The sequence below is a fragment of the Streptomyces sp. B5E4 genome, assembly GCF_039871555.1.
Lineage (GTDB): Bacteria > Actinomycetota > Actinomycetes > Streptomycetales > Streptomycetaceae > Streptomyces.
In genome coordinates this window covers 62,721-78,401 of sequence record NZ_JBDPMI010000032.1, presented here as the reverse complement: position 1 = coordinate 78,401, position 15,681 = coordinate 62,721, and the positions used below count along the sequence as shown (strand labels likewise).

Genomic DNA, 15,681 nt, shown 5'->3' with positions numbered 1-15,681 from the left:
GGCGACGCAGTCAGGACCATCGGGCGACACCGAGCGGGGTGAGGGAAATGGCGACCAAGGACACCGGCGGTGGTCAGCAGAAGGCCACACGCTCCCAGGAAGAGGTCGAGGAGCAGGCGCAGGACGCCGAAGTCTCCGAGGACCTGAAGGAACGGCAGGAGAAGCTGTCGGAGGACGTGGACTCGGTTCTCGACGAGATCGACGACGTCCTGGAGGAGAACGCCGAGGACTTCGTGCGTTCCTTTGTGCAAAAGGGCGGCGAGTAGCCGTCCCGGGTGTCCGTCCGGGAAGCACCCGGGCGGACGCCCGGCAGCGGCACGGGTAAGGTCCGTGCCCAGCGCAAGTCACCGGCTCGGCCCGTGGGGGGCGGGCCGCCGTACCCCCGGAAGGATTCGCGTGGAAGCCAACATCCGTGGCGCAGGGCGACTGCCGGCCGCCTTCCTCACGCCGGGCTCGTCCTCGTTTATGGACTTCCTGGGCGAGCACGCTCCGGCGGTGCTGCCGGGGAACCGGGAGGTGCCGCCCGTGAAGGGTGCCGTCGAGGCGCCGCACGGCACCACCATCGTGGCCGTGACCTTCCCCGGCGGGGTCGTCCTCGCCGGTGACCGGCGGGCCACGATGGGCAACATGATCGCTCAGCGTGACATCGAGAAGGTCTTCCCCGCGGACGAGTACTCGGCCATCGGCATCGCCGGCACCGCGGGTGTCGCGGTCGAGATGGTGCGGCTCTTCCAGTTGGAGCTGGAGCACTTCGAGAAGGTCGAGGGCGCGCAGCTCTCCCTGGAGGGCAAGGCCAACCGGCTGTCCACGATGATCCGGTCCAACCTGGCCATGGCCATGCAGGGCCTGGCCGTGCTGCCGCTCTTCGCCGGGTGGGACCCGGCGCGGGAGAAGGGCCGCATCTTCTCCTACGACGTGACCGGCGGCCGGACCGAGGAGCGGGGCTTCGCCTCCGTGGGGTCCGGGTCGGTGTTCGCGCGCGGTGCGCTGAAGAAGCTGTTCACCGACGAACTGACGGAGGCGCAGGCCGCCACCGTCGTCGTCCAGGCGCTGTACGACGCGGCGGATGACGACTCCGCCACCGGCGGGCCGGACCTGACCCGCCGTATCTTCCCGATCGTCACGTCCATCACCGACGAGGGCTTCCGCAGGCTGCCCGATGCCGAGGTCTCCGAGATCGCCCGCTCGGTGGTCGACGGCCGGCTGGAGCAGCCCGACGGCCCGCGCGCGTCCGTGCTCTAGCGGGCACGCGGCCCCACGAGATTTCTCCACGAGCAGAGAGGGACGGATAAGCCGGTGTCGACACCGTTCTATGTCTCACCCCAGCAGGCCATGGCGGACCGCGCGGAGTACGCCCGCAAGGGCATCGCGCGCGGGCGCAGCGTGGTCGTGCTGCAGTACAGCGACGGCATCCTGTTCGTCGCCGAGAACCCGTCCCGGGCCCTGCACAAGGTCAGCGAGATCTACGACAGGATCGCCTTCGCCGCCGTCGGCAAGTACAACGAGTTCGAGAACCTCCGCATCGGCGGCGTCCGTTACGCCGATCTGCGCGGGTACACGTACGACCGCGAGGACGTCACCGCCCGCGGCCTCGCCAACGTCTACGCGCAGACTCTCGGCACGATCTTCTCCAGCGGCGCGGAGAAGCCGTACGAGGTGGAGCTGATCGTCGCGGAGGTGGGGGAGACCCCCGCCGACGACCAGATCTTCCGGCTGCCGCACGACGGTTCGATCGTCGATGAGCACGGTTCGGTCGCGGTCGGCGGCAATTCCGATCAGATCAGCAGCTTTCTCGACCAGCGGCACCGCGAGGGCATGACGCTGGCGGAGGGGCTGAAGCTGGCGGCGGAGTCGCTGGCGCGGGACAACAACGGCGGCGAGCGGGAGCTGACGTCCAAGCAGTTGGAGGTCGCGGTCCTCGACCGCAACCGGCCGCAGCAGCGGAAGTTCCGGCGGATCCTCGGCAGCCGGCTCTCCCGGCTGCTGGAGGAGGACGGCGACGGCCCGGCGGGTGCCTCCGGCGCGGAGGATGCCGGGGAACCGGCATCGGACGCGGACGGCGCGGGCACCGCGGACACCTCTGCGGAGGATCCGGGCGGCGGGACCGGCAAGAAGAAGAAGTAGAAGAAGCACCGGTACGGCATCGACCGGGCGGGCCCAGCGACGGGCCCGCCCGTCGTCCTGTCCGGGCCCGCCCCGATGGCCCTACGTGCCCGGGGCCGGGGCCGTCGAAGCGCGTACCGTCAGGCGGGCCGGGACCGTCGTGCCGCCCGCGCTGCGGCCCGCGAGGGCGTCGAGCAGCGCCGTCATGCCGGCCGCGCCGACGGTGTCCGCGGGCAGCCGCACGGTGGTCAGCTCCGGCTCGACGGCGGTGGCCAGCGCCAGATCGTCGAACCCCGTGACCGACACGTCGTAGGGCACCCGCAGCCCGAGGCGCCGCACGGCCTTGAGGGCGCCGGCCGCGAGCAGGTCGTCGTCACAGACCAGCGCCGTGGGCCGGTCCTTCGCCGGAGCCGTGAGCGCCCGCCGGGCAGCCGCCAGCCCGCCGGCGACGGACAACTCGGCGGGTTCGGTGCGCAGCCGGGCCCCGGGTCCGGCGGCGAGCGCGTCGGCCAGCGCACGGCCGCGGGTGGCGAAGGTCCAGGAGTCGATGGCGGCGGCGAGGTGGGTGATCCGCCGATGGCCCAGTTCCAGCAGATGCCGGGCGACCTGCCGCATGCCGTCGGCGACGTCGGCGTTGACGGTGGCGACGGCGCCGGCGTCGGCCGGGTCGCTGTCGAGCATGACGAGCGGGAGGCCGCCGCCGCGCAGCGCCCGTACGGCGTCGGTGGCCATGGAGGAGGCGATGACGCCGTCGACGGCGGTGTGGGCGGCGGCGAAGGGGTCGCGGGCGGGGCCGATGCCTTCGGGGGAGGGGTAGAGCACGACGCCGAAGTCGTGGGCGGCGGCGGCGCGTGCGGCGCCGGTGTGGACGCCGGCGAAGAACTCGTTGGTGAGCGCGGGGACGACGAGGAGCGCGGTGCGGGTGCCGCCGGTGCGCAGGGTGCGGGCGGCGGCGTTGGGGCGGTAGTCCAGCTCGCGGGCGGCGGCGCGGACGGCGTCTGCCTTGGCGGCGGAGACCCGGCCGCGCCACTTGTCGCCGAGGACGAGGGAGACGGCCGCCTGCGAGACGCCCGCGGCGCGGGCGACGTCGCGGCTGGTGACGCCGCTGCCGCGGCCCGCGGCCGGCCGCGGGGCCGCCTCGCCCGCCGCCGGCGGTCCGGTGCGCGCCGCGGCGCGCCTTCCGTCCTCGTGCGCGCCCCGCATCGTGCCTCCTCGTCGCGTTCCTGCGTACGGGGTCGACCCTCGCCCGTGTTACGTATAACCTACGGCGTTATACGTAACACTTCAGCGTCTCGGGAGGGGCCGTGCTGCGGGGATACGCCGAGTTGCTGCGCGTCAGACACGTGGGCAGGCTGCTCACCGGGACGCTCGTCGGGCGGCTGCCCAACGCCACCGCCGCGTTCGCCATCGTCCTGTTCGTCCGGGCCGAAGGCGGCTCGTACACCCTGGGCGGCATCCTCTCCGGCGGCTACGGCCTGGCCACCGCGGTCGGGCAGCCGCTGCTCGGCCGGGCCGTCGACCTGCACGGCCAGCCGCGCGTGCTGATGTCCAGCGCCCTGCTGTCCGCCGCCGGGATGGCCCTGTTCGCCCTCGTGGGCATCGATCCGCTGCCGCTGGCCTGCGTCGCCGTGCTGGTCGCCGGGCTGTTCACGCCGCCGCTGGAGGGAGCCCTGCGGGCGCTGTGGCCCAGCGTGCTCAAGCGCGACGACCGGGTGCACGGGGCGTACGCGCTGGACGCCGTGGCGCAGGAGGTGATGTTCGCCGTCGCGCCGCTGATCGTCACCCTGCTGGTCGCCACCGCCTCCGAGTCCGCCGCGCTGCTCGTCCTCAACGCCCTGGGCGTGCTGGGTGCCCTGGGGGTCGTCCTGTCGCCCCCGGCCCGCCGGTGGCGCTCCGAGCCGCGCGAGGCGCACTGGCTGGGTGCCCTGCGCGCCCCGGGGCTGCTGGTGATCCTGGGCGCCTTCTTCTTCGTCGGCGTCGCCCTCGGCGGTACGGCCGTCGCCTCCGTCGCGTACGCCGACGCCCGCGGCGACGACGCCATCGGCGGCTATCTCCTCTCCGCGCTCGGCGCCGGTGCCCTGGTCGGCGGCATCGTCTACGGCGCCCGGCAGTGGCCGGGCCGGGCCGAGCGGCGCCTGCAGTTGCTGCTGGCGGGCCTTGCGCTCGGCTATCTGCCGCTGATGCTCACGCCGGGCACCGCCGCCATGACGCTGCTCTCCGGCGTCGCGGGCCTCTTCCTCGCCCCCGCGCTCGCCTGTTCGTTCGTCGTCGTCGACCGGCACGCGCCGCGCGGCACCGCCACGGAGGCGTTCTCCTGGCTGGTCACGACCTTCGGATTCGGCGCCGCCGCGGGCACCGCGATCAGCGGTCCCGCGGTCGAGCACGGCGGCGAGACCGGCGGCTTCGCGGTCGTCGGCCTGGGCGGCGCGGCGGCGCTGCTGGTGCTGACCGGCTTCGTGCGGGTTCTGGCGGGCACCCGCCGCCCGGCCCGGCCGGTCGAAAAAGATCGAATCGGCGGAGCTGCACCCGGTTTCGAAACAGAGCGACAGGCGTAATGTTCAGTCATGGACCGCCGCATTTTCGGGCTTGAGAACGAGTACGGCGTCACGTGCACGTTCCGGGGACAGCGCCGCCTGTCCCCGGACGAGGTGGCGCGCTACCTCTTCCGCCGGGTCGTCTCCTGGGGCCGCAGCAGCAACGTCTTCCTGCGCAACGGTGCACGCCTGTACCTGGACGTCGGCTCGCACCCCGAATACGCAACTCCCGAATGTGACAACGTCATCGAGCTGGTCACCCACGACAAGGCGGGCGAGCGCATCCTCGAGGGCCTCCTCGTGGACGCCGAGCGCCGGCTCCACGAGGAGGGCATCGCCGGCGACGTCTACCTCTTCAAGAACAACACCGACTCCGCGGGCAACTCCTACGGCTGCCACGAGAACTATCTGGTGGCCCGGCACGGCGAGTTCTCGCGGCTCGCCGACATCCTCATCCCGTTCCTCGTCACCAGGCAGCTCATCTGCGGCGCCGGCAAGGTGCTGCAGACGCCGCGCGGCGCGGTCTACTGCGTCAGCCAGCGCGCGGAGCACATCTGGGAGGGCGTCAGCTCCGCCACGACGCGCTCCCGGCCCATCATCAACACGCGCGACGAGCCGCACGCCGACGCCGAGCGCTACCGCCGGCTGCACGTCATCGTCGGCGACTCCAACATGTCCGAGACGACCATGCTGCTCAAGGTCGGTGCCACCGACCTCGTCCTGCGCATGATCGAGGCCGGCACGGTGATGCGCGACCTGACCCTGGAGAACCCGATCCGGGCCATCCGCGAGGTCAGCCACGACATGACCGGGCAGCGCAAGGTGCGCCTCGCCAGCGGGCGGGAGGCGTCCGCGCTGGAGGTGCAGCAGGAGTACTACGAGAAGGCCGTGGACTTCTGCGAGCGCCGCGGCATCCGCACCGGCATCGTCGAGCGCGTCCTGGAGCTGTGGGGACGCACCCTGGAGGCGATCCGCTCCCAGGACCTCGCCAAGGTCGGCACGGAGATCGACTGGGTGATGAAGCACCAGCTCATCGAGCGCTACCGGGCGAAGAACAACATCACCCTCTCCCACCCCCGGATCGCGCAGATAGACCTCGCGTACCACGACATCCACCGCCGCCGCGGGCTGTACTACCTGCTGGAGAAGCGGGGCCAGGCCGCCCGGGTCTGCAACGACCTGAAGATCTTCGAGGCCAAGTCGGTCCCGCCGCAGACCACCCGGGCCAGGCTGCGCGGCGACTTCATCCGCCGGGCGCAGGAGCAGCGCCGCGACTTCACGGTGGACTGGGTGCATCTGAAGCTGAACGACCAGGCGCAGCGGACCGTCCTGTGCAAGGACCCGTTCCGCTCCGTGGACGACCGGGTCGAAAAGCTGATCGCCGGAATGTAGGCGGGACGCGCGGTGGGTACGGGACGGATGTGATGACGGGGATCCGGGCGCCAAGGCCGTAGAGTGGCCGAAGCTGCCCGGACCCCCTACACGAGTTGGACCCCATGACACATCGCAGATTGACCCGCATGGGTGCGGCGCTCGTCGTGCCCGCCCTGCTGTTCGCCGCGGCCTGTGGCTCCGAGGACTCCTCCGACTCGGACAACGGGGGCAAGACCGGCGCCGTGACCAAGGTCACGGGGGCCTTCGGCGAGGAGCCGAAGTTCGACGTCCCGGACGACGCGAAGGCGTCCGGCGAGACCGTCGTCAAGGTCCTCAGTGAAGGCGACGGCGCCAAGGTCGGCAAGGGCGACCAGGTCCGGCTGGACTTCGCCGGCAAGACCATGAAGGACGACCAGGACCTGGGCAGCACCTGGGCGCAGCCCGCCGCGGGGGGCGGCGGCCAGCAGGCCGGCGGCGCCGTGCACCAGCAGCTCATGGGCAAGGTCGGCGAGCCGAACCAGTCGCTGCCGCCGGACGTGCTCGACTCCGTCGAGGGCCACACCGTGGGCAGCCGCCTGCTGGTCGAGGGCACCGCGGGCGCGCTCGTCGGCGAGAACCTGAACCCGGAGTCGGGTATCAAGAAGAGCGACGGTCTGGTCTGGGTCATCGACGTCGCCGGTGCCGGGAAGGTCGACGCCAAGGCCGAGCTGAAGGGCGAGTCCGCCGAGCCCCGCGAGGGCATGCCGGAGATCGAGGTGCCCGCGGGCAAGGCCGCGAAGATCACCGTCCCGGACGGCGTGGACGCCCCGAAGGACCTGCAGGAGCAGGTCCTCATCAAGGGCAAGGGCCCCGAGGTCGAGGCCGGCCAGGGGCTCGTCGCCCAGTACACCGGCTACGCCTGGGAGGACGGCAAGAAGTTCGACGCCTCCTGGGACAACGCCGGCGCGGCCACCTTCCAGATCGGCACCGGCTCGGTCGTCCAGGGCTGGGACAAGGCGCTCGTCGGCAAGAAGGTCGGCGACCGGGTGCTCGTGGTCATCCCGCCGGACCTGGGCTACGGCAAGTCCAAGGGCCACGAGCTGGAGAAGAAGACGCTCGTCTTCGTCGTCGACATCCTCGGCACGGTCTGACCTGCGGCCCGCGCGGCGGGATCGAGTCCGGGGGGCGCCGGGTCATGCGACTCGGGTGCGGAGCGCCGGTTCCGGTGCCGTCGGGCGCGCGCCCCCGGCCGGGACATGGCGACGGCCACCGGGATCCCGGATCCGGACGGTCCGGCGCGCCGCGCCTTCCGGGGAGGCGGCGGCACCGCCGCCCCGGGGTGTCTGCAAGACTTGCCGCCCAGTCATCGTCCACTCATGCGCAAGGAGTGTTCTTCCGTGAGCATCGACAAGCCCGAGGTCGACTTCCCCGAGGGCCCGCCGCCGGCCGACCTGGAGGTCCAGGACCTGTGGGAGGGCGATGGACCCGTTGCGAAGGCCGGTGACACCGTCTCCGTCCACTACGTCGGGGTCGCCTTCTCCAGCGGCGAGGAGTTCGACGCCAGCTGGAACCGCGGCAAGCCGCTGCAGTTCCAGCTCGGTGCCGGCCAGGTCATCCCCGGCTGGGACCAGGGCGTGGCCGGTATGAAGGTCGGCGGCCGGCGCCGGCTGACCATCCCGCCCCACCTGGCCTACGGCGAGGCCGGCGCCGGCGGCGGCCGGATCAAGCCGGGCGAGACGCTGATCTTCGTCTGCGACCTGGTCGCGGTCTGACGGCACCGTTCGCACGCAGCAGAGCGCAAGGCCCTCGTCGTACGGCGAGGGCCTTCGCTTTGGCCGCCGGGCCCAGGCGGAGTACGGTCGTCATCTGCGAACACCGGCGACACGTGCGGTGAGACGGACGCCGGGGCAGCGCGCGCTGCCCCGGACGCGCAATAAGGAGACCCCCTCGATGGCGATCGCCAAGGCGGAGCGGCTGATGTGCCTGGCGCTGTGCCTGCTGGGCACCGGGCGCCCGCTCAGCAAGCGTGAGCTGCGCACGTCCATCGAGGCGTACGTGGAAGCCTTCGGACCCGGCCGCGGGACCGCGTTCGGCTCCGACACCTCCGGCGAGGACGCCTTCAACCGGATGTTCGAGCGCGACAAGGACGACCTGCGCGAGCTGGGCATGGTGATCGACACCGTCGAGGGCCTGGACGGCGAGCCGGGCTATCTGGCCCGCCGGGACAACAACCGGCTGCCGCCCGTCACGCTGGACGCCGAAGAGGCCGCCGCCCTCGGAGTGGCCGCGAAAGTCTGGCAGCAGGCCCGGCTCGCGGGCGCGGCCAGTGGTGCGCTGCAGAAGCTGCGCGCCGCCGGGATGCCGCTCGCCGGGGCCGCCGACGATCCCGAGGCGGGCGCGGTCGAGCAGGTCAGCGCCCTGGAGCCGCGGATTCCGGTGCGGGAGGCGGCGTTCGAGCCGCTGATGCTCGCCTGCCGCGACCGCCGGCCCGTCGTCTTTCCGTACCGCAAGGCCAATGCGGCCCGTCCGGAGGAGCGGCACGTCGAGCCGTGGCAATTGGAGTGCTGGCGGGGCCACTGGTATCTCGTCGGCCACGACCGCGGCCGCGACGCCGAACGCGTCTTCCGGCTCTCGCGCATCACCGGCCGGGTCCGCAACCGGGGCCGCGGCTTCACCGCCGAGGTGCCGGACCGGGTGACCGTACGCGAGACCGTCGAGCGCTGGGCCGGCGAGAGCGCCGACCGCTCGGCCCTGATCCGGCTGCGCGCCGGCGCCGGCTATCCGCTGCGCGCCCGCGCGTACGGCATCCGCGAGGCCGTGCGGCCCGGCTGGGACGAGCTGGAGATCCCGTACGGGCACGGACTGGACGCCTGGCTGGTGGAGTTCGGTCCCGACGTGGTGGTCCTGGAGCCCGCCGAGCTGCGGGCCGACGTCATCGACCGGCTGCGTGCCGTGGCCAAGGGCTGAGGGGGAGCGGGGGAGCAGTGGCCAGTGCCATCGACCAGACCCGGCGGATGCTGTCGCTGGTGACGTATCTGCGGGAGCGCAACGGGGCGTACCTGTCGGACGTCGCCCGCGCCTTCGGCGTCACCGAGGACGAGCTGATCTCCGACCTGGACGTGCTGCCCATGTGCGGGACGAGCTTCCGCGGCGGCGACCTGCTGGACATCGACACCGACGGCGAGCGCATCTGGTTCCACAATCCCGAGTCCACCGGCACCGGCGAGCCGCTGCGACTGGCCGCGGACGAGGCCACCGCCCTGCTGGTGGCGGCCCGGGCCGTGGCCACTTTGCCGGGGCTGCGGGCCGGTGACCGGCAGGCGCTGCTGCGGGCCACCGCCAAGCTGGAGGCCGCGGCCGGCGAGTCGGCGGCGGCCAGCTCCAGCCTCTCGGTGACGTTCGAGTCCGAGGGCGGGGTCTTCGCCGAGGTGGACCGGGCGATCTCCGAGCGGCGCCGGCTGTGGCTGCGGTACTACTCGCCGTCCCGCGACGAGCTGACCGAGCGGGAGATCGACCCCATCCGGCTCGTCTCCGTCGGGCACACCTACGTGGAGGCGTGGTGCCGGCTGTCGGAGGCGCGGCGTACGTTCCGGCTGGACCGGGTCGCCGAGATCCGGATCCTCGACGCCCCCGCCGACCCGCCGCCCGTCGAGCTGCGCGACCTGTCCGAGGGCATCGTCCAGCCGTCCGCGGAGGACCCCGAGGTCGTCATCGAGGTGAGCCCCGGCGGCCGTTGGGTCGCCGAGTACTACCCGCACGACAGCGCGGAGGAGCTGCCCGACGGGGGGCTGCGGATCTCGCTGCGCGCCCCGGACCCGGCGTCGCTGCGCCGGCTGGCGCTGCGGCTGGGGCGGGACGGGCGGATCGTCGCGCCGGGCGATCTGGCGGACAGCGCGCGCGACGCGGCGGTCAAGGCGCTTGCCGCGTACGACGTTTAGCAAAAAACTTCGCCATTCCGGCATAGGGGGCATACCGCGCGAATCGGTGAAGAACCTCACCGGATGCCGGTGTCGTCCGGGACCGCCGCGGCGGCTAGGCTTCGCCCATGCTGTGGCCCATGACCGCCGTCGCGCTCGGCTTCCTCGGGCTCGTCGCCCTCGCCGTTCCCGCCCTTCGCGTCGGCCTCGAAGTGCGCCGGCTCGCCCGCCGACTGGACGACGCGGCGCAGCAGATCAGCCGCGCGACGCGGGATCTGGAACGCTCGGCGGCGGACGTCGCCCGGCGGGCGGGCTCGACACGTGACCTCCCCGGATCGGATTTCGGGAGGTAGGCTGCAGATCGCGGCTCCGATGCGAGGCGGGGGCCACGATTGGTGTACGCCGGGGGATTGCCCGGAGTTCACCCCCGCGGGTTACGATCGATCACGCCCAAACCCACGCAGCCTCGGTGAGAAGGTAGACGCATATGTTCGGACGGCTCGGCCCTACCGAGATCATCCTGATCCTCCTCGTCGTCATCCTGCTGTTCGGCGCGAAGAAGCTTCCGGACATGGCCCGTTCGCTGGGCAAGTCGGCCCGCATCCTCAAGAGCGAGGCCAAGGCCATGAAGAGCGAGGGCAAGACCGACGAGGCCGCTCCCGCGGACCCGCCGCAGCCCGCGCCCAAGACCATCCAGGCCGCCCCCGGCGACGTGACCAGCTCCCGCCCGGTCAGCGAGCCGCAGGTGAACGACCAGCAGCCGCAGGCGCAGCAGCAGTCGCAGTCGCAGCGCTGACGAATCCGCAGGGGCACTCCCGCGGCCGGAGACGGCCTCGCGGCACGAGATGAGGACGTGGGTTGCTAAGCGTTGCCCGCCGTAAGGAGCGCAAGGAGCGCGAGGACAGGGACCCCGAGGGGCGCATGCCGCTCGCGGAGCACTTGAGGGAGCTTCGCGACCGGCTCGTCAAAGCCGTCGGGGCCATCCTCGTCGTCTGCATCGTCGCGCTCTTCTTCTATCAGGACATCGTCGACTTCCTGATGGACCCGGTGCTCGAATCCGTCGGCTGCCCGGACGACCTGAAGGCGTCGGACATCGGGAAGAAGGAGGACTGCGCCTCCTTCACGGTCAACGGCCTCATCTCTCCGTTCACCATCATGCTGAAGGTCTCCTTCATGACCGGCATGGTGCTCTCGACGCCGATCTGGCTGTACCAGCTGTGGGCCTTCCTCGCCCCCGGGCTGCACCAGAACGAGAAGAAGTACTCGCTCGGGTTCGTCGCCGCGGGCGTGCCGCTCTTCCTCGGCGGCGCCTACTTCGCGTACAAGATCCTGCCGACCACGGCCGAGGTGCTGCTGGAGTTCACCCCGGAGAACGCCACCAACCTGCTGCCGCTGCCGGAGTTCATCGACCTGCTGACCCGCATGGTCGTGGTCTTCGGGCTCGCCTTCGAGCTGCCGCTCGTGCTGGTGATGCTCAACATGGGCGGGGCGGTCACCGGGCGCCGCATGCTCGGCTGGTGGCGGGCCATGATCTTCGGCATCGTCGCCTTCGGCGCCGTCGCCACCCCCAGCACCGACCCGATCGGCATGTTCGCCCTGGCCGGCCCGGTGATCGTGCTGTACTTCCTGGCGACCGGGTTCTCCCTGCTCAACGACCGCCGCCGGGCCCGTATCGCGGCCCGTGGCCCGGCGGACGACGAGGCGTCCGACCTCGACCTCACCCCCGAGGACGTGGGCGACGTGGAGTCCGTCAGCGCCTCGGCGTCGCTGCCGGAGCAGTCCACCGGCGAGGCCGACAGCTCCGGCGGTGCCGGGAGCGGGGACAGCACGCCCCGCAGAAATGGTTACGACGACGCCACCTGACCGCTAGGGTCACGCGGGTGACCAGCGATATCACCGTGTTCGTCAACCCCACCGCGGGCCGCGGCCGGGGCGCCGCCGCCGCTCCCGTCGTCAGCGAGGCGCTGCGGGACGCCGGCTACGAGGTGACCACCGTCCAGGGCCGCGACGCCGCCTCCGCGCTCACCGGCGCCCGCGAGGCCGTCGCCGCGGGCACCGGGGCGCTCATATCGGTCGGCGGCGACGGCATGGCCGCCCTCGCCCTGCAGGCCGTGGCCGGCACCGAGGTGCCCGTGGGCGTCGTGGCCGTGGGCACCGGCAACGACTTCGCCCGCGCCACCGGGCTGCCCGTGCGCGACCCGGCCGCCGCGGCGGAGGTCGTCGTCGGCGCGCTGGAGTCCGGCAGCACCCGGGCGATCGACCTGGGCAAGGCGGGGGACACGTACTTCGGCACCGTGCTGGCCTCCGGCTTCGACTCCCGCGTCAACGACCGCGGCAACCGGATGAGCTGGCCGCCCGGCCGGTTCAAGTACGACGTGGCGATGGTCGCCGAGCTGGCGTCCTTCCGCCCGATCCCGTACAAGATGCGGCTCGACGACGGTCCCGAGACCGAGATCGAGGCGACGCTGGTCGCCGTCGGCAACGGCCCGTCGTACGGCGGCGGCATGCGGATCTGCCACGAGGCGCGGATGGACGACGGGCTCTTCGACATCACCGTCGTCGGCCGGTGCAGCCGGCGCACGCTGCTGCGGGTCTTCCCGCGGGTCTACAAGGGCACCCACCTGACCCATCCGGCGGTCACCGTGCACCGGGCCGCGCGGGTGTCACTGAGTGCCGCGGACGTCACCGGGTACGCGGACGGGGAGCCGCTGGGGCCGCTTCCGCTGACGGCGGAGTGCGTGCCGGGGGCGGCCCGGGTACTGGCGTGCTGAGCCGTCCCACCGGCGCGGACGCGCTCCCGGGCACGGCCGCCGCCGTCCGGCTGACCTGGGGCGGTCCGTAAAGATCGGGTGCGCTGTCGGTGGTGCCCGGTAGGCTCGTACTCACGATGACCGACGAGCACATCCCTCCCGCCGAGGCGTACGCGGCACACCGCCGCCGGGCCGCCGAGGAAGCCACCGCACTCGGCTCCTTCCGCGGGCTGTACGAGTTCGCGCTCGACCCCTTCCAGCTCGACGCCTGCCGGGCCCTGGAGGACGGCCGCGGTGTCCTGGTCGCGGCGCCGACCGGCTCCGGCAAGACGGTCGTCGGCGAGTTCGCCGTGCACCTCGCGCTGGAGCAGGGCCGCAAGTGCTTCTACACCACGCCGATCAAGGCGCTGTCGAACCAGAAGTACGGCGACCTCGTCCGGCGCTACGGCCCGGCCAACGTCGGCCTGCTGACCGGCGACAACACCATCAACTCCGACGCCCCGGTGATCGTCATGACCACCGAGGTCCTGCGGAACATGCTGTATGCGGGCTCCCAGACCCTCCTGGGCCTGGGCTACGTGGTCATGGACGAGGTGCACTACCTGTCCGACCGCTTCCGCGGTGCGGTCTGGGAAGAGGTGATCATCCACCTTCCGGAGTCCGTCACCCTGGTCTCCCTGTCGGCGACGGTCTCCAACGCCGAGGAGTTCGGCTCCTGGCTCGACACCGTGCGCGGCGACACCGCCGTCATCGTCTCCGAGCACCGCCCCGTGCCGCTGTGGCAGCACGTGATGGCCGGACGCCGGATGTACGACCTGTTCGAGGAGCGCACCGCCGCCGGCGGCCGGCAGGAGCCCGCGAAGGCGGTCAATCCCGACCTGCTCCGGCTGGCCCGGCAGGAGTACTCCCGCCCGTCGGGCCCGCGCGACCGCCGCCGCGCCCGGGGCCGCGAGGCCGACCGCGAGCGCGAGCGCCGCTCCCGCACCCGGGTCTGGACGCCCAGCCGCGTCGAGGTCATCGAGCGGCTGGACGCCGAGGCGCTGCTGCCGGCGATCACCTTCATCTTCAGCCGCGCCGGCTGCGAGGGCGCCGTACAGCAGTGCCTCCACGCGGGCCTCAGGCTCAACGACGAGGAAGAGCGCGCCGCGGTCCGCGAGATCGCCGAGTCGCGCACGGTGGCGATCCCCCGCGAGGACCTGCACGTGCTGGGCTACTTCGACTGGCTGGAGGCCCTGGAGCGGGGCATCGCCGCGCACCACGCGGGGATGCTGCCGACGTTCAAGGAGGTCGTCGAGGAGCTGTTCGCCAAGGGCCTGGTCAAGGCGGTGTTCGCGACCGAGACGCTGGCCCTGGGCATCAACATGCCGGCTCGCTCCGTGGTGCTGGAGAAGCTGGTGAAGTGGAACGGCGAGACCCACGCCGACGTCACGCCGGGCGAGTTCACGCAGTTGACCGGCCGCGCGGGGCGCCGCGGCATCGACGTCGAGGGCCACGCGGTGGTGCTCTGGCAGCGCGGCATGAGCCCGGAGTACGTCGCGGGCCTGGCCGGCACCCGTACGTACCCGCTGCGCTCCTCCTTCCGCCCCTCGTACAACATGGCGGTCAACCTCGTCGCCCAGTTCGGCCGGCACCGCACGCGCGAGCTGCTGGAGATGTCCTTCGCGCAGTTCCAGGCGGACAAGTCGGTCGTCGGCATCTCCCGCCAGGTGCAGAAGAACGAGGAGGGCCTGTCCGGCTACCGCGAGGCGATGACCTGCCACCTCGGCGACTTCGAGGAGTACGCGCGGCTGCGCCGCGACCTGAAGGACCGCGAGACGGAGCTGGCCCGCGAGGGCGCCGTGCAGCGCCGCGCCGCGGCCGCGGGCTCGCTGGAGAAGCTGCGCCCCGGCGACGTGATCCACGTGCCCACCGGCAAGTTCGCCGGACTCGCCCTCGTCCTGGACCCCGGCACGCCCGCCGGCCGGACCAACGGCCACCGCGGCCTGGAGCACCACGACGGCCCCCGCCCGCTGGTGCTCACCGCCGCCCGGCAGGTCAAGCGGCTGGCGGCGATGGACTTCCCGGTGCCGGTGGAGCCGCTGGAGCGGATGCGCATCCCCAAGTCGTTCAACCCCAGGAGCCCGCAGTCCCGCCGCGATCTGGCCTCTGCCCTGCGCACCAAGGCCGGGCACCTGGAGCCGCGGCGGCATCGCAAGGAGCGCGCCCCCGCCGCCGACGACGCCGAGATCGCCCGGCTGCGCAAGGCGATCCGCGCCCACCCCTGCCACGGCTGCGACGCGCGCGAGGACCACGCCCGCTGGGCCGAGCGGTACCACCGGCTGCTGCGCGACACCCACCAGCTGGAGCGCCGCATCGAGGGCCGGACGAACACCATCGCCCGCACCTTCGACCGGGTCTACGCACTGCTCACCGAGCTGGGCTACATCGCCGAGCAGCGCGGCGGCGAGCAGGTCACCGCGGACGGCCGCCGCCTGGCCCGGCTCTACGGCGAGCTGGACCTGCTGGCCTCCGAGTGCCTGCGCGAGGGCGTCTGGGAGGGCCTGGGCCCCGCCGAGCTGGCCGCCTGCGCCTCAGCGCTGGTCTACGAGGCCCGGCAGTCCGACGACGCGATCCCGCCGAAGCTCCCCGGCGGCGGCGCCAAGCGGGCCCTGGGCGAGATGGTGCGCATCTGGGGCCGGCTCGACGCCCTGGAGGAGGACCACCGCATCAGCCAGACCGAGGGCGTCGGCCAGCGCGAGCCGGACCTCGGCTTCGCCTGGGCCGCGTACCAGTGGGCGTCCGGGCGCAGCCTGGACGAGGTGCTGCGGGAGGCGGACATGCCGCCGGGCGACTTCGTGCGCTGGTGCAAGCAGCTGATCGACGTGCTGGGGCAGCTGTCCGGCGCGGCCGACCCGGAGAGCACGGTCGCGGGCAGCGCCCGCAAGGCGGTCGACAAGCTGCTGCGCGGCGTCGTGGCGTACACCTCGGTGGGCTGAGGCCGCCCCGGGACGCGGGCCGAGGCCGCCCCCGCGCGGGCACTACCCT

General features: G+C 72.6%; 15 protein-coding genes. 14 read left to right on the top strand and 1 reads right to left on the bottom strand.

Going from position 1 to position 15,681, the window contains the following annotated elements; genetic code table 11:
- The first annotated feature begins 47 nt into the window (after positions 1–47).
- The 3 genes from ABGA99_RS30340 to prcA all read left to right on the top strand — a co-directional run bounded on the left by ABGA99_RS30340 (position 48) and on the right by prcA (position 2,124).
- On the top strand, positions 48–266 hold the full coding sequence (locus ABGA99_RS30340) for a ubiquitin-like protein Pup (protein WP_018836875.1): 219 nt from the start codon (positions 48–50) through the stop codon (positions 264–266).
- Between the two features lie 130 nt (positions 267–396).
- Complete coding sequence (gene prcB, locus ABGA99_RS30335) at positions 397–1,242, top strand: proteasome subunit beta (protein ID WP_347583868.1); 846 nt, start codon at positions 397–399, stop codon at positions 1,240–1,242.
- 54 nt (positions 1,243–1,296) lie between these two features.
- The gene (prcA, locus tag ABGA99_RS30330; RefSeq protein ID WP_347580866.1) at positions 1,297–2,124 is read left to right on the top strand and encodes a proteasome subunit alpha; all 828 of its coding nucleotides are present in this window, start codon (positions 1,297–1,299) and stop codon (positions 2,122–2,124) included.
- A gap of 81 nt (positions 2,125–2,205) precedes the next feature.
- Here the strand turns inward: prcA and ABGA99_RS30325 are convergent, their stop codons facing one another.
- A complete protein-coding gene (locus ABGA99_RS30325) occupies positions 2,206–3,306 on the bottom strand; it encodes a LacI family DNA-binding transcriptional regulator (RefSeq protein ID WP_347580865.1) in 1,101 nt (366 codons plus the stop codon).
- Between the two features lie 101 nt (positions 3,307–3,407).
- Between ABGA99_RS30325 and ABGA99_RS30320 the strand changes: the two genes are divergently transcribed.
- From ABGA99_RS30320 to ABGA99_RS30270, 11 genes are all read left to right on the top strand, one after another.
- Entirely contained in the window at positions 3,408–4,658 is a 1,251-nt protein-coding gene (locus ABGA99_RS30320) for an MFS transporter (RefSeq protein ID WP_347580864.1), read from the top strand.
- 9 nt (positions 4,659–4,667) lie between these two features.
- Positions 4,668–6,029: a Pup--protein ligase gene (pafA, locus tag ABGA99_RS30315; protein WP_347580863.1), complete on the top strand. Its 1,362-nt coding sequence runs from the start codon at positions 4,668–4,670 to the stop codon at positions 6,027–6,029.
- Positions 6,030–6,157: 128 nt separating this feature from the next.
- Positions 6,158–7,141, top strand: coding sequence for an FKBP-type peptidyl-prolyl cis-trans isomerase (locus ABGA99_RS30310; protein WP_347580862.1), 984 nt, complete (start codon positions 6,158–6,160; stop codon positions 7,139–7,141).
- Between the two features lie 246 nt (positions 7,142–7,387).
- Entirely contained in the window at positions 7,388–7,762 is a 375-nt protein-coding gene (locus ABGA99_RS30305) for an FKBP-type peptidyl-prolyl cis-trans isomerase (RefSeq protein ID WP_047014842.1), read from the top strand.
- 178 nt (positions 7,763–7,940) lie between these two features.
- On the top strand, positions 7,941–8,957 hold the full coding sequence (locus ABGA99_RS30300) for a WYL domain-containing protein (RefSeq protein WP_347580861.1): 1,017 nt from the start codon (positions 7,941–7,943) through the stop codon (positions 8,955–8,957).
- A 47-nt stretch (positions 8,958–9,004) separates the two neighbouring features.
- A complete protein-coding gene (locus ABGA99_RS30295) occupies positions 9,005–9,928 on the top strand; it encodes a WYL domain-containing protein (RefSeq protein ID WP_347580884.1) in 924 nt (307 codons plus the stop codon).
- A 107-nt stretch (positions 9,929–10,035) separates the two neighbouring features.
- Positions 10,036–10,260: a hypothetical protein gene (locus tag ABGA99_RS30290; protein ID WP_347580860.1), complete on the top strand. Its 225-nt coding sequence runs from the start codon at positions 10,036–10,038 to the stop codon at positions 10,258–10,260.
- A gap of 134 nt (positions 10,261–10,394) precedes the next feature.
- Positions 10,395–10,703, top strand: a complete 309-nt coding sequence (gene tatA, locus ABGA99_RS30285) for a Sec-independent protein translocase subunit TatA (protein ID WP_347580859.1) — start codon at positions 10,395–10,397, stop codon at positions 10,701–10,703.
- A 125-nt stretch (positions 10,704–10,828) separates the two neighbouring features.
- Complete coding sequence (tatC, locus tag ABGA99_RS30280) at positions 10,829–11,770, top strand: twin-arginine translocase subunit TatC (protein ID WP_347580883.1); 942 nt, start codon at positions 10,829–10,831, stop codon at positions 11,768–11,770.
- 17 nt (positions 11,771–11,787) lie between these two features.
- A complete protein-coding gene (locus ABGA99_RS30275) occupies positions 11,788–12,678 on the top strand; it encodes a diacylglycerol kinase (protein WP_347580858.1) in 891 nt (296 codons plus the stop codon).
- Positions 12,679–12,794: 116 nt separating this feature from the next.
- Entirely contained in the window at positions 12,795–15,632 is a 2,838-nt protein-coding gene (locus tag ABGA99_RS30270) for a DEAD/DEAH box helicase (protein ID WP_347580857.1), read from the top strand.
- Positions 15,633–15,681 lie beyond the last annotated feature (49 nt).

Coding starts and splice junctions, on each gene's coding strand:
- ABGA99_RS30295 (WP_347580884.1), top strand. CDS start 9,005: ATGCTGTCGCTGGTGACGTATCTGCGGGAGCGCAACGGGGCGTACCTG.
- pafA (WP_347580863.1), top strand. CDS start 4,668: ATGGACCGCCGCATTTTCGGGCTTGAGAACGAGTACGGCGTCACGTGC.
- ABGA99_RS30290 (WP_347580860.1), top strand. CDS start 10,036: ATGCTGTGGCCCATGACCGCCGTCGCGCTCGGCTTCCTCGGGCTCGTC.
- ABGA99_RS30300 (WP_347580861.1), top strand. CDS start 7,941: ATGGCGATCGCCAAGGCGGAGCGGCTGATGTGCCTGGCGCTGTGCCTG.
- ABGA99_RS30340 (WP_018836875.1), top strand. CDS start 48: ATGGCGACCAAGGACACCGGCGGTGGTCAGCAGAAGGCCACACGCTCC.
- ABGA99_RS30325 (WP_347580865.1), bottom strand. CDS start 3,306: ATGCGGGGCGCGCACGAGGACGGAAGGCGCGCCGCGGCGCGCACCGGA.
- tatC (WP_347580883.1), top strand. CDS start 10,829: ATGCCGCTCGCGGAGCACTTGAGGGAGCTTCGCGACCGGCTCGTCAAA.
- ABGA99_RS30270 (WP_347580857.1), top strand. CDS start 12,795: ATGACCGACGAGCACATCCCTCCCGCCGAGGCGTACGCGGCACACCGC.
- tatA (WP_347580859.1), top strand. CDS start 10,395: ATGTTCGGACGGCTCGGCCCTACCGAGATCATCCTGATCCTCCTCGTC.
- ABGA99_RS30310 (WP_347580862.1), top strand. CDS start 6,158: ATGGGTGCGGCGCTCGTCGTGCCCGCCCTGCTGTTCGCCGCGGCCTGT.